Genomic DNA, 12,946 nt, shown 5'->3' on the forward strand with positions numbered 1-12,946 from the left:
CTCACACCACCGACCCCCTATGGGAGCCGTCGAGCTTTAGCGAGGCCGCGATGGCGGCCTTCCTGGCACCATCAATATTCGCCAAGCCGGATAACTGGAAAACCCGCAAATGCGGGTTTTCTCGTAACTGAGCCAGGCTCTATTAAACCCCACCCACCAACTTCCCCCCCTCCAACCGACGCTTATACGCACTGTCCCGACTCGCCAACCAGAAATACAACGGCGACGTCACCACCAACCCCACCAACCAGGACAAATCCGCCCCGTTGATATGCGCCGAAATCGGCCCGACATACAGCGGCGTATTCATAAACGGAATCTGCACCACAATCCCCACCGCATAGGCCACCAGCGCCTGGGGGTTGTACCGGCCATAAATCCCGCCATCCACGCGAAAGATCGAACCGATGTCGTACTTGCCCTTATGGATCGCATAGAAGTCGATCAGGTTGATCGCCGTCCACGGCACCAGTACCACCAGCAGCACCAGCACCATGTCCACGAAGTGCCCGATAAAATCCTTCGACGCAAACACCGCCGCAATCGAGCACGCCGCCAGCACCAGCACCGAGATCACTGCACGCGCCTTGGCGGTGGGGATCCAGCGGTAGGCAAAGGTCTGTACCAGGGTGATCAATGACAGCACGGCGCCGTACAGGTTAAGTGCGTTGTGGCTGATCACGCTGAGCAGGAACAGCAACAGCATCAGCGGGCCAATGGAGCCGGTCGCCAGTTTGACCGCGTCCATGGTGTCCATGCCCACCGGCGTAGCCAGTACCGCAACCGCACCAAAGATGAACGACAGGCTGGAACCGAGCACTGTGCCCAGATAGGTGGTCCAGAAGGTCGACGCCACCGGCACATCCGCCGGCAGGTAGCGCGAATAGTCCGAAACGTACGGCGCAAACGCGATTTGCCACAGCGCGGCCAGCGACACGGTGGCCAGCCAGCCGGAGATGTTGAAGTTACCGCGTGTCAGGAAGTCGGCCGTCTGCACATGGGTGAAGATGTAGCCGAACCCCAGCACGATGCCCGCGCCCAGCACCCAGGTGCCGATGCGGTTGAGGACGTGGATGAAGCGGTAGCCGATGATGCCGATGATCCCCGAGCCGATGGCGCCGATGACGATGCCTACCGGTACCGGGATCACGTCGACGACGCCGTGCAGGGATTTGCCCGCCAATACGATGTTGGAGGCGAAGAAGCCGATGTACATCACGCCGGCGATCACCACCACCAGCAGTGCGCCGAGGGAGCCGAACTGGGCGCGGCTCTGGATCATTTGCGGGATACCCATCTGCGGGCCCTGGGCCGAGTGCAGCGCCATCAGCACGCCGCCGACGAGGTGGCCGACGAGGATGGCGATGATGCCCCACACCAGGTTCAGGCCGAACAGTTGCACGGCCAGCGCGCCGGTGACGATGGGCAACGGCGCGATGTTGCCGCCGAACCACAGGGTGAACAGGTCTCTTACCTTTCCGTGGCGATCTTCCGGGGGCACGTATCCAATCGTGTGTTTTTCGATAAGCGGGGCGGAGGATGTTGCAGTGGTAACCATGACGAGCTCCAAGGCAAGGTGAGTACGTTGACGTACTTCGCTGGGCGGCGCGTGTGCGTCGCTTTTGTTGTTGGAGTGATCATGTGCAATGGTCACAGGGAGGTAAATTAGTAAGTTTGTTGCTATAGACCTTAAAAATAATATCTCGCGGGGTTTTTTGCTCCGGTATGTTGCATGCACTTGAATCAGTGTGAAAAAGCCGATTTTCACGCACTTGTTTGGGGCGAAATCCCACGTTTATGGAGGTCCCGATGGCTGCCTATAACCTGCGCCAGCTCAGATATTTTGTAACCACGGCCGAGTGCGGCAGCGTGGCAGAGGCCTCGCGCAAGCTCTATATCGCGCAACCGTCGGTGTCGACGGCCATCAAGCAACTGGAAGACAGCTTCGGCGTGCAGCTGTTTATCCGCCATCACGCTCAAGGGGTGTCACTGACGCCGAGCGGTGCGCGGTTCTATCGCAAGGCCCTGGAGCTGCTGCGGGTTGCCCATGAGTTTGAGCAGAACGCCCTGGCGGACAATGACGTGGTGGCGGGGCAGATCGATATCGGTTGCTTCGAAACCGTGGCACCGCTGTATTTGCCGCGCTTGATTGCCGGTTTCCGGGAGCGTTGGCCGGGGGTGGAAATCCGTCTGCGCGATGGCGAACAACAGGAACTGGTACAGGCGCTGACGGCCGGCAGTATCGATGTGGCGATGCTGTTTGAGCATGACCTGGGCAGCGCCATCGAGACCACGCCGCTGATGCCGCCGCAGCAACCCTATGCGTTGCTGCCGGCGGATCACCGGTTTGCGCAGCAGGCCAAGGTGTCGTTGGCGGACTTGGTGCTGGAACCGATGATTTTGCTGGATGTGCTGCCGAGCCGGACGTACTTCGTGAGCATCTTTGAAGAGCGTGGGCTGACGCCGAATATTGTCTTCAGTTCGCCGTCGATCGAGATGGTGCGGGGGATGGTGGGGCGCGGGTTCGGGTTTTCGATCCTGGTGACCAAGCCGTTTTCGCCGTATTCCTATGACGGGCAGAAGCTGGTGTGCGTGCCGTTGGCGGAGACGGTGACGGGGTCGGGGTTGTCGGCGGTGTGGTTGCGGCGGGCGCCGTTGACCAAGCCGGTGCAGTTGTTTGTGGAGTATTGCCGGGAAGAGCTGGCGCGGTTGTTAGGTTAGACACAGAACTAAAAATGTGGGAGCGGGCTTGCTCGCGAAAGCGGTGGATCAGTCAATACATCGGGTGACTGTCACACCGCATTCGCGAGCAAGCCCGCTCCCACATTTGGCCCGCGTTTCAGGCGCGAATCGAGTCGAGCATGCGCAACAACATGGCATCGCAACCTTTCAGTTGCGCAACACTCACAAACTCATCCGGCTTATGCCCCTGGTCCATGCTCCCAGGCCCGCACACCACCGTCGGAATGCCCGCCGCATCAAACAACCCACCCTCGGTCCCGAACGCCACGGTGCCAAATTCCCGCGAGCCGCAAAACGCCGCAATCAGCTCCGCCGCCTGGCTGCGCTGGTCGGTGGCCAGCCCCGGGTACGCCGACAACTCACTGAAGCGAATCGCACTCTGCCGGCTCACCGCCTGCATCCGCGGCAACACCTGCTGCATCGCATAGGCTTGCAGCTCCTCGGCCACTTCACCCGGGTCCATCGAGGGCAGGGCGCGCACTTCAAAGTCAAAACGGCAATCGGCAGGCACGATATTCAATGCCTTGCCCCCGGAGATCACCCCGGTTTGCACGGTGCTGAACGGCGGGTCAAAGCGCTCGTCCTGATGCACCTTGAGCCGCTGGCCGATTCGCCCCAGCTCACCAATCAACTCGGCCGCATACTCGATCGCATTCACGCCCTGGGGCGCATACGCCGAATGGCAGGCCTCGCCATGCACTTCACAGCGCATGGCGAGCTTGCCTTTATGGCCCAGCACCGGCTTCAACTCGGTGGGCTCGCCGATAATGCACAGCAGTGGTTTCACCGGCCATTGTTCCAGCACCTTGAGCAACGAACGCACCCCAAGGCAGCCGACTTCCTCGTCGTAGGACAGGGCGATGTGCACCGGCATGCGCAAGTCTGCGCTTGCCAAGGCCGGCACCAGCGCCAGTACACAGGCGATGTAGCCCTTCATGTCCGCCGTGCCCCGGCCAAACAGCTTGCCGTCGCGCTCGGTCAACTCAAACGGCGGCAACGTCCACGGCTGGGCATCTACCGGCACCACATCGGTGTGCCCCGACAGCACAATCCCGGGCACATTCGCCGGGCCGAGGGTGGCGAACAGATTGGCCTTGCTGCGCTCATCGTTGTAGATCAACTCGCAAGGCACGCCGAACCCTGCCAGGTAATCGCGCACGAACTCGATCAGCTTCAGGTTGGATTCGCGGCTGGTGGTATCAAACCCCACCAGCGCCTGCAGCAGTTCCCGGCTGGTGCTCATCGGTCGTCTCCGGCCACGCCGTAGCCAGGGGAGCGGTCCGGGGCGAGGGCGCGGTCGATGTAGTCCTGCACCTGTGGACGGTAGGCGTCCCAGAGCTTTTGCAGCTCGGCGATCGGCTGCTCGTCGGCCCAATCCACCCGCAGGTTGATGATCGGCCAGGTCAGCTCGCCCACCACCACCAGCGCGGCGGAATGCACCGGCCCGGCTTCGCCCCCGGCGGCAATGGCCGCATGCATCGCGGCCAGCAGGCGGTCTGCCAGTTGGCCTTCGCCTTGCTCGAAGGCCTTGACCATCGCCTCGATCACCGCGCGGTCGGCGAGCATATTGCCGGCGGCCACGCACTGTTCGCCCGACACCGCATTGTGGGTGCCAAGGGTTTCGTTGCCGCTGAAATGCACCGTGCGCCCGAGGTGATCAATCGCCGTCAGTTGCCGGTATTGGCTGTAGCCGTTGCGGGTCAGGGCCTTGTCTACGGCATCGGCAGGGGCAAGGCCTTGCTCCAATAGATCGAGTACGTCCGGGCCGAGGGCGGGCAGGGTGATGTTCTGGGTCGAGACCGCACCCACGCCGGGCCGCAGCCATGGGCAGCGGGCGCCTACGGCGATGCTCGATGAGCTGATGGCAATGCCCATCTGGCCGGTTTCCGCGCAGCGGGCGACGATTGAAAAGGTCATGTCGTGCCTCCTTGGGTTACTCGGGGATGACTGCAATCACGTCGATTTCCATCAGCCACTGTGGCTGGCCCAGGGCCGAAACCACCAACCCGGTGGAGATCGGGAACACGCCCTTGAGCCACTTGCCGACTTCCTGGTACACCGGCTCGCGGTAGCGCGGGTCGATCAGGTAGGTGGTGGTCTTGACGATGTGGCTCAGGTCGCTGCCGGCCTCTTCCAGCAGTTGCTTGACGTTTTTCATTGCCTGTTCGGCTTGCGCGCGCGGGTCGCCAAGGCCGATCAGGTTGCCGTCGAAATCGGTGCCCACCTGGCCCCGTACATACACCGTGTTGCCGGCGCGTACGGCCTGGCACAGGTCATTGTCCAGGCTCTGGTTAGGGTAGGTTTCCTTGGTGTTGAACATGCGGATGCGAGTGTGAGTAGGCATCAAAAAAACTCCAGAAAAAAGTGATCAGGCGCTGACAGGTGAGGTGTGAACAACCGGTGCCGGTTCGCGGTACTCAAGGTATTGGCGCTGGATGGCGATATGGTCGGCCACGTACTTGGCGTCATGCCACACCCCCCAGATAAACGACGAGCCCCGGCGCGACTGCCATGGCAAACCGAGGAAGTAGATGCCCGACTCGCTGGCCACGCCGCGCTGGTGCTGCGGCTTGCCGGCGGCGTCAAATGCATCGACCTTCAGCCAGCTGTAATCCACGGCAAAGCCGGTGGCCCAGATGATTGAAGTGATACCGGCCTTGGCCAGGTCCAGTTCCAGGATCGGGTGCTTGATGCACTCGGCATCGGGAAACGCACGACGCGCTTCGGGCTCTGGCGGCAGATCGAGGCCGTTGCGCTCGATATAGGCATCCGCCGCATCCAGCAGGGCCAGGTAGTTCTCATCGCCGCGGGCCAGGTTTTCCACCAGGTTGGGCTGGAAGCTCGCAACGCTGCCGTTGAAGGATTGGGTCAGGCCGACCAGGGTCATGCCTTGTTGGGCCAGCTCGCGGAAGTCGATGGTCTTGCCGCCGTGGGCGCCGCTCACCGCAATGGTCACGTGCTCGCGGCCGGGTTTCATCGCGGCCTGGTCCCACTCACCCAACACGCCCAGCCACCAGCAGAAATCGCGGTTGCGATAGGCACGCGGTGGGCGGTCGTGAGCACCCACCGACAGGTACACCTGGCGCCCGGAGCGTTGCAGTTCGTCGGCGATCTGCACCCCGGAGGAACCCGCCCCCACCACCAGCACCGCGCCGGCCGGCAGTTGCGCGGGGTTGCGGTAGTCGGCGGAGTGGATCTGGTGCAGCGCGCTGTCTTGAGGGGCAATCGCCGGAATCACCGGCTTCTGGAACGGCCCGGTGGCCGCCACCACGCGGTTGGCTTCGATCACGCCTTCGCTGGTGTGGATGGTGAAGCCTGGGCGACCGACATTGCGCACCACCGAGGTCACGTCGACGCCGGTGCGAATCGGTGCATTGAACTTGCGTGCATAGGCTTCGAAGTAGTCCGCCACACGCTCTTTCGGCGCAAAGCCATCGGGGGCGACGTTATCGAAGGCCAGGCCCGGAAAACGGTCATGCCAGGCCGGGCCGTTGGCGACCAGCGAGTCCCAGCGGCCGGTGCGCCAGCGCTCGGCGATACGGCTGCGCTCCAGCACCAGGTGCGGCACGCCTTGCTTGCTCAGGTGCTCGCTCATGGCGACGCCAGCCTGACCGGCTCCCACCACCAGCGTGTCTGTTTTTGTTATTGCTTGAGTCATGTGTCTGTCCTTGCGTAATGCAGTTGGATTCAGCTTGGGCATGGCTTCAAGGCTAGGGGGAGGGCGGTTTTTAATAAAATATTATTAAGCTGGGAAGTGAGCATAAATATCGGATGCAGGCTCACCCTATCGGGTGATTTCGAGGATGGAGCGGGTGTGCAACCATCCTTGCAGTTCTTTCAGCGAGTGTTTGAAGTGGAAAACGACCGGCTTTCTTCTGCGCAATGGTTCGAACAGATGGCTCGGGTGACCGATAGCATCGGGCAATCGGGGTTCGCCGCGACCTTGTTCGAGGCTCTCGGTTATCTCCAGCCGATCCAGGCCACCACGCTGTATTTCTACCCGCGCGGCGGCATGCCCAGTGCGCTGTTCGAGCTGGACGGGCCATGGTTGCCACAAGGCAATGTGCGCCAGTACCTGTCGGGGTTTTATCTGCTCGACCCGTTTTACGGGGCCTGTGTGGAGGGCGTCAGCTCCGGGTGTTACGAGCTGGCCGAGGTCGCCCCCGATCACTTCGAGCTCAGCGAATACTTCCAGTCGTTTTACCGCCACTCGCATCTGGAGGATGAGCTGAACTACATCCTGCAGTCGAGCAACGGCTCGAGCCTGGCGGTTTCGCTGGCCTTTACGCAAAAGCTCGACGCCACCACCACCGGGCAATTCAAACGCATCGCGCCGTGGGTGCTGGCGGTGCTGGGCAAGCATTTCGTTGGCCTGGATGCCCAGGGGGCGCGATTCGAAAACCTGCTGGAGCAGCGCATTCACTCGGCGCTGAACAACTTCGGCTCGTCGATATTGACCGAGCGGGAATGCCGGATCGCCCAACTGATCCTGCGCGGGCATTCCACCCGTTCGCTGGCCGAACGCCTCGACGTCTCGGAAGACACCATCAAGTCCCACCGCAAGCACATCTACACCAAGCTCGATATCGGCGCGCAATCGGAACTGTTTGCCCTGTTTATCGATTCGCTGGCCGAAGCCCAGGGAGTGCTGAGCAAAGATCCCCTCGAAAGCTACATGAGCAAGCACCGCTGAGCGGCGTTGCTCGCCCTTGCGTCATTACTAATAAGAGAGAAATACCATGAACGTACCCGCCCAACTGAACCGCCTGACCGAGGACTACCAGAAGTCGGATGCGGCCCACCACATCCATGCATTTGTCGATCAAAAAGCGCTGAATGCCGAAGGCCCGCGGGTGATGGTGCGCGGTGAGGGCCTTTACCTGTGGGACAGCGAAGGCAAGCGTTACCTGGACGGCATGTCGGGCCTGTGGTGCACCCAGCTGGGTTACGGTCGCAGGGACTTGACCGCTGCCGCTGCCGCCCAGATGGACCAGTTGGCGTACTACAACATGTTCTTCCACACCACCCACCCGGCGGTGATCGAGCTGTCGGAGTTGCTCTTCAGCCTGTTGCCGGGCCACTACAGCCACGTGATCTACACCAACTCCGGCTCCGAGGCCAACGAAGTACTGATCCGTACCGTGCGCCGTTACTGGCAAGTGGTCGGCCAGCCGCAGAAAAAAATCATGATCGGGCGCTGGAATGGTTATCACGGCTCCACGCTGGCGGCGTCTGCCCTGGGCGGCATGAAGTTCATGCACGAGATGGGCGGCCTGATTCCCGACGTGGCACACATTGACGAACCCTACTGGTACGCCCATGGCGGCGAGCTGACGCCTGCCGAGTTCGGCCGCCGCTGCGCCTTGCAGCTGGAAGAGAAAATCCTCGAGCTGGGCGCTGAAAACGTCGCCGGGTTTATCGCCGAGCCGTTCCAGGGCGCGGGCGGCATGATCTTCCCGCCGGAAAGCTACTGGCCCGAGATCCAGCGCATTTGCCGGCAATACGATGTGCTGCTGTGTGCCGATGAGGTGATTGGTGGCTTTGGCCGTACCGGCGAATGGTTCGCCCATCAACACTTCGGTTTCGAGCCCGACACCCTGTCCATCGCCAAGGGCCTGACCTCCGGTTACCTGCCGATGGGTGGCCTGGTGCTGAGCAAGCGCGTGGCCGATGCGCTGGTGGAGCGCGGCGGCGTGTTTGCCCACGGGCTGACCTATTCCGGGCACCCGGTGGCGGCGGCGGTGGCGCTGGCCAACCTCAAGGCGCTGCGGGACGAAGGCATCGTGCGCCAGGTGAAGAACGACACCGGACCGTACCTGCAAAAAATCCTCCATGAAGTGTTTGGCAATCACCCGATGATCGGCGAGATCCAGGGCACGGGCTTGCTCGCGGCCTTGCAGTTCGCTGAAGACAAGAGCACCCGCAAGCGCTTCGAGAACGAAAACGACCTGGCCTGGCAGTGCCGCACGTTTGGTTTCGAAGAGGGCGTAATCATTCGCTCGACGCTGGGCCGCATGATCATGGCACCGGCACTGGTGGCCACGCGCACTGAGCTGGACGAGCTGGTTGAAAAGACCCGCATCGCCGTGGATCGCACCGCACGGATCGCGGGAAAACTCTGAAGTGACCAGCGCGCCACCCCAGGCGAGGGGTGGTGCGCAACCTCCATCAGGCAACGCTGAACGGCATCGATGCCATCGAATGCCGCGACGCCCTGCACCCCCATTTCCAGGAGTCACCCATGAATACAATAACAAACGTGACCGATACACCCGCTCATCAATCCTCACCCAAAGCCGCCTCGTCCCGCCGCTTCCGTCAGCCGCTGGGTCTTATCGGGCTGGTGTTGTTCGGCCTGGCGTACATGGTGCCGCTGGCGGTGTTTACCACCTACGGGCTGGTGACCCAAATGACCAAGGGCCACTTGCCGACCGCCTACATGCTGACTCTCGCCGCCATGCTGCTGACGGCCTACAGCTATGGGCGCATGGTCCAGGCGCATCCCTATTCGGGCTCGGTCTACTCCTACACCCGCAAGGCGTTTGGCGCCTACTTCGGCTTCATCGCCGGGTGGACCCTGTTGCTGGACTACATCTTCCTGCCGTTGCTCAGCTATTTGCTGATCGGCATCTACATGTCCGAGTATTTTCCCGGGGTGCCGACCGCCGTGTGGGTGCTCGGCTCGATTGCCCTGGTGACCACACTGAACCTGGTGGGCATCGAGTCCATCACCCGGGTCAACTGGATACTCATCGTCGCTCAGTTGGTGTTCATCGTGGTGTTCGTGGCGTTGTCGGTGCACACCCTGAGCGAGCAGTCCGCACCCGTGTCGCTGCTGGCGCCATTCCACCATGAAGGCTTCAGCGCGCCGCTGATCATGGCGGGCGCCGCGGTGCTGTGCCTGTCGTTTCTTGGCTTCGATGCGGTGTCGACCATGGCCGAGGAAACCCCCAACCCACGCCGCACCATCCCGTTGGCGATCATGGTGGTGTCGCTGTTCGGCGGACTGCTGTTCCTGCTGGTTTCGTATTTCGCGCAAATGGTGTTCCCGCAATGGAACAGCTTCGTCGACCCGGATGCCGCCTCGGTGGATGTGATGCGCCGGGTGGGCGGCGAACTGCTGGTGACCGCCTTTACCGCAACCTATGTCGCCGGTTGCTTCGCCTCGGCGATGGTCTCCCAGGCCAGTGTGTCGCGGGTGCTGTTCGCCATGGGGCGTGACGGCGCGCTGCCCCGCGTGCTCGGCAAGCTGGTGACGAAAAAGCGCGTGCCCGCCACGGCCATCGTGCTGGTCAGCCTGTTCTCGCTGATTGCCTTGTTCATCACGTTGGATACCGTCGCCAACATGATCAGCTTCGGTGCGCTGTTTGCGTTCTCGGCGGTGAACCTGGCGGTGATCAAGCACTACCTGGTCGACCAGAAGTTGCGCGGTACCAGGAACTACTTGCTGTACGCCGTTGTGCCTGCGCTTGGGTTCCTCAGCACGATCTGGCTATGGAGCAGCCTTTCCAGCCTGTCGTTCGCCATCGGCCTGTGCTGGATGGGGCTTGGGCTCCTGTGCCTGCTGGGCATCACGCGGGGGCTGCGCGTGAAGATGCCGGAACTGCAGATCGCCGAGTGAACCCCTCGTTTATCCATCGCCATTCATTGGGAGTACAACGTGTTCGACCTTAACTACTGGCAACAGCGTGTTGCCCGCCAGACGTTCATCAACACCGCCCTGATCGGTGGCCGCTCAGTGAATGCGGCATCCGGGGCGACCTTCGATGCCATTAACCCTGCGACCCAGCAGTTGCTGTCGCGGGTTGCAGCCTGCGGTGACGCAGAAGTCGACCTGGCCGTGCGCAGCGCACGCCAGGCCTTCGAGACCGGCCCCTGGCGACGGATGCCGCCGGTGGAGCGCAAGAAAATTTTGATCAGGCTCTCCGAATTACTGATGACCCACCGCGAGGAACTGGCGCTGCTCGATTCGCTGAACATGGGCAAGCCGGTGATGGACGCCTACAACGTTGACGTGCCCGGCGCCGCCAATGTGTTTGCCTGGTACGGCGAAGCCCTCGACAAGCTCTACGATCAAGTCGCGCCCACCGCTCACAACGCGTTGGCAACCATCACGCGTGAAGCACTGGGGGTGATCGCGGCGGTGGTGCCGTGGAACTTCCCGCTCGACATGGCCGCCTGGAAACTCGCGCCGGCGTTGGCGGCCGGTAACAGCGTGGTCTTGAAACCTGCCGAGCAGTCGCCGTTTTCTGCCCTGCGCCTGGCCCAGCTTGCCCTGGAAGCCGGTGTCCCGGAAGGTGTGTTGAATGTAGTGCCCGGCCTCGGCGAAAGTGCCGGCAAGGCCCTGGGGCTGCACCCCGACGTGGATTGCCTGGTGTTCACCGGCTCCACTCAGGTGGGCAAATACTTCATGCAGTACTCCGCCCAGTCCAACCTGAAACAGGTGTGGCTGGAGTGTGGCGGCAAGAGCCCGAACCTGGTGTTCGAGGACTGCCAGGACCTGGACCTTGCAGCGCAGAGGGCCGCCTTCGGCATCTTTTTCAACCAGGGCGAAGTGTGTTCGGCCAACTCCCGTCTCTACGTGCAACGCTCCATCCATGACGAATTCGTCGAGCGCCTGATCGCCAAGTCGCGCGCCTGGATGCCGGGTGATCCGCTGGACCCGGGCAGTGCGGCCGGTGCCATCGTCGACAGTCAGCAAACCGCACGCATCATGCACGCCATCAGCCAGGCCCAGGGGGAGGGCGCCAGGCTGTTGTGCGGTGGCGAACAGTTGACCATCAATGGCTCCTCCAACTTCATCCAGCCAACCATTTTTGCCGACGTGACCCGCGACATGGCCCTGTCCCGTGATGAAGTGTTCGGCCCGGTGCTTGCCGTCAGCGCTTTCGACACGGAAGAGCAGGCGATACAGCAGGCCAACGACAGCCTCTACGGCCTGGCGGCCTCGGTATGGAGTGATGACCTCAACCGTGCGCACCGTGTGGCCCGTGCCCTGAATGCCGGGACGGTGTCGGTCAACACCATCGACGCCCTGGATGTGGCGGTGCCGTTCGGTGGTGGCAAGCAATCCGGGTTCGGGCGTGATTTGTCGCTGCACGCTTTTGACAAGTACACGCAGCTGAAAACCACCTGGTTTCAGCTGCGTTGACTCAAGCGGTTATCCGGTCGTGTATTTATGCGTGCGCGACCGGCACAACTACAGGCAAAATCAGTGCGAACTCAGAGGGCTTTGAACACCATGGTCACTATTCGCGTAATGAGCACTGCCGACTACGACGCCGTGCTCGAGCTGATGCAGAAAACGCCTGGCATCTCCCTGCGCGATGCCGACTCCCGCGAGGCCACTGAGCGTTACCTGGAGCGCAATCCAGGCATGAGTTTCGTCGCCGAGGTCGACGGGGGGCTGGTTGGGTGCGTGATGTGCGGGCACGATGGCCGGCGCGGGTATTTGCAGCACCTGCTGGTGCTGCCCGCGTATCGGCGCCAGGGTATTGCGAACGCGTTGGTTGAGCGCTGCCTCACCAGCCTGGCGCAATTGGGCATCCGCAAATGCCACCTGGATGTGTTCAAGACCAATGACAGTGCTGCCCGCTATTGGCAGGGCCAGGGCTGGCAGTTGAGGACCGATATTGATCGCTATTCGTTTACCCGGCCGGGTGACGAGAACGCCTGACGTCCATGGAGGGACAGATGCTCGAGATACGACGCGCCACGCTGGAAGATGCACAGGCAGCCTTCGACATTCGCCTGTTGGCCATACGCAGCCAATGCATCGGCGCCTATACGTCCGAGCAGATGATGTTGTGGACGCAAGGCGCAGCCAAGGACGGTTACGACACGCTGATGGACAAGCATTTTTACCTGGGCTGCGTGAACGCTGAACCTGTGGTCACCGGCATGCTGGATCTGGCGAACAACGAAATCGGTGCGCTGTTTGTGCTGCCCGGGTTTACCGGACGCGGGATTGGCAAGCAGATATTGGTGTATCTGGAGGCGTTGGCGCGGGAGTTGGGGATTGAGGAAGTGATCCTGGACGCGACGTTGAATGCGGCGGATTTTTATCGACGGTGTGGGTATGTGGGGACCGAGCAGGCCATCTATCATTCGCCGTCGGGGTTGCAGCTGGCCTGTATTCCTATGCGCAAACACCTCCACAATGTTCGCTGACCCACCCAAAACCTTGTGGCGAGGGGGCTTGCTG

At 61.9% G+C, this 12,946-nt stretch carries 12 protein-coding genes; 7 read left to right on the plus strand and 5 right to left on the minus strand.

What is annotated here, in order from left to right; genetic code table 11:
• Positions 1-142 precede the first annotated feature (142 nt).
• Positions 143-1,558, minus strand: a complete 1,416-nt coding sequence (locus C0058_RS14010; RefSeq protein WP_008435358.1) for a cytosine permease — start codon at positions 1,556-1,558, stop codon at positions 143-145.
• 251 nt (positions 1,559-1,809) lie between these two features.
• On the opposite strand from C0058_RS14010, the gene C0058_RS14015 reads away from it, so the two are divergent.
• Positions 1,810-2,721, plus strand: a complete 912-nt coding sequence (locus tag C0058_RS14015) for a LysR substrate-binding domain-containing protein (protein WP_003210159.1) — start codon at positions 1,810-1,812, stop codon at positions 2,719-2,721.
• Positions 2,722-2,839: 118 nt separating this feature from the next.
• On the opposite strand, the gene argE is transcribed toward C0058_RS14015, so the two are convergent.
• Genes argE through C0058_RS14035 form a run of 4 tightly spaced genes read right to left on the minus strand, consistent with a single transcriptional unit; the run spans position 2,840 to position 6,442 of the window.
• A complete protein-coding gene (gene argE, locus C0058_RS14020) occupies positions 2,840-3,985 on the minus strand; it encodes an acetylornithine deacetylase (RefSeq protein WP_102368846.1) in 1,146 nt (381 codons plus the stop codon).
• Complete coding sequence (locus tag C0058_RS14025; RefSeq protein WP_003207324.1) at positions 3,982-4,659, minus strand: DUF1028 domain-containing protein; 678 nt, start codon at positions 4,657-4,659, stop codon at positions 3,982-3,984. The genes argE and C0058_RS14025 overlap by 4 nt, the downstream gene beginning before the upstream one ends.
• Positions 4,660-4,675: 16 nt before the next feature.
• Positions 4,676-5,086 carry a RidA family protein gene (locus tag C0058_RS14030; RefSeq protein ID WP_003207327.1) on the minus strand — a complete coding sequence of 137 codons (411 nt, stop codon included), beginning with the start codon at positions 5,084-5,086 and terminating at the stop codon, positions 4,676-4,678.
• Between the two features lie 24 nt (positions 5,087-5,110).
• The gene (locus C0058_RS14035; protein ID WP_371857018.1) at positions 5,111-6,442 is read right to left on the minus strand and encodes a flavin-containing monooxygenase; all 1,332 of its coding nucleotides are present in this window, start codon (positions 6,440-6,442) and stop codon (positions 5,111-5,113) included.
• A 195-nt stretch (positions 6,443-6,637) separates the two neighbouring features.
• On the opposite strand from C0058_RS14035, the gene C0058_RS14040 reads away from it, so the two are divergent.
• From C0058_RS14040 to C0058_RS14065, 6 genes are all read left to right on the plus strand, one after another.
• A complete protein-coding gene (locus C0058_RS14040) occupies positions 6,638-7,435 on the plus strand; it encodes a helix-turn-helix transcriptional regulator (RefSeq protein WP_102370257.1) in 798 nt (265 codons plus the stop codon).
• A 46-nt stretch (positions 7,436-7,481) separates the two neighbouring features.
• Complete coding sequence (locus C0058_RS14045) at positions 7,482-8,864, plus strand: aspartate aminotransferase family protein (protein ID WP_008435341.1); 1,383 nt, start codon at positions 7,482-7,484, stop codon at positions 8,862-8,864.
• 119 nt (positions 8,865-8,983) lie between these two features.
• A complete protein-coding gene (locus tag C0058_RS14050) occupies positions 8,984-10,363 on the plus strand; it encodes an APC family permease (protein ID WP_102370258.1) in 1,380 nt (459 codons plus the stop codon).
• Between the two features lie 39 nt (positions 10,364-10,402).
• Positions 10,403-11,893, plus strand: coding sequence for an aldehyde dehydrogenase (locus tag C0058_RS14055; protein ID WP_102368847.1), 1,491 nt, complete (start codon positions 10,403-10,405; stop codon positions 11,891-11,893).
• Between the two features lie 27 nt (positions 11,894-11,920).
• Positions 11,921-12,418 carry a GNAT family N-acetyltransferase gene (locus C0058_RS14060; protein WP_256344370.1) on the plus strand — a complete coding sequence of 166 codons (498 nt, stop codon included), beginning with the start codon at positions 11,921-11,923 and terminating at the stop codon, positions 12,416-12,418.
• A gap of 17 nt (positions 12,419-12,435) precedes the next feature.
• On the plus strand, positions 12,436-12,912 hold the full coding sequence (locus C0058_RS14065; RefSeq protein WP_102368848.1) for a GNAT family N-acetyltransferase: 477 nt from the start codon (positions 12,436-12,438) through the stop codon (positions 12,910-12,912).
• The last annotated feature ends 34 nt before the right edge of the window (positions 12,913-12,946 follow it).

Source organism: Pseudomonas sp. NC02, assembly GCF_002874965.1.
Classification (GTDB): Bacteria; Pseudomonadota; Gammaproteobacteria; order Pseudomonadales; family Pseudomonadaceae; genus Aquipseudomonas.

Coding starts and splice junctions, on each gene's coding strand:
- C0058_RS14010 (WP_008435358.1), bottom strand. CDS start 1,558: ATGGTTACCACTGCAACATCCTCCGCCCCGCTTATCGAAAAACACACG.
- C0058_RS14015 (WP_003210159.1), top strand. CDS start 1,810: ATGGCTGCCTATAACCTGCGCCAGCTCAGATATTTTGTAACCACGGCC.
- argE (WP_102368846.1), bottom strand. CDS start 3,985: ATGAGCACCAGCCGGGAACTGCTGCAGGCGCTGGTGGGGTTTGATACC.
- C0058_RS14025 (WP_003207324.1), bottom strand. CDS start 4,659: ATGACCTTTTCAATCGTCGCCCGCTGCGCGGAAACCGGCCAGATGGGC.
- C0058_RS14030 (WP_003207327.1), bottom strand. CDS start 5,086: ATGCCTACTCACACTCGCATCCGCATGTTCAACACCAAGGAAACCTAC.
- C0058_RS14035 (WP_371857018.1), bottom strand. CDS start 6,442: ATGCCCAAGCTGAATCCAACTGCATTACGCAAGGACAGACACATGACT.
- C0058_RS14040 (WP_102370257.1), top strand. CDS start 6,638: ATGGCTCGGGTGACCGATAGCATCGGGCAATCGGGGTTCGCCGCGACC.
- C0058_RS14045 (WP_008435341.1), top strand. CDS start 7,482: ATGAACGTACCCGCCCAACTGAACCGCCTGACCGAGGACTACCAGAAG.
- C0058_RS14050 (WP_102370258.1), top strand. CDS start 8,984: ATGAATACAATAACAAACGTGACCGATACACCCGCTCATCAATCCTCA.
- C0058_RS14060 (WP_256344370.1), top strand. CDS start 11,921: ATGCGTGCGCGACCGGCACAACTACAGGCAAAATCAGTGCGAACTCAG.
- C0058_RS14065 (WP_102368848.1), top strand. CDS start 12,436: ATGCTCGAGATACGACGCGCCACGCTGGAAGATGCACAGGCAGCCTTC.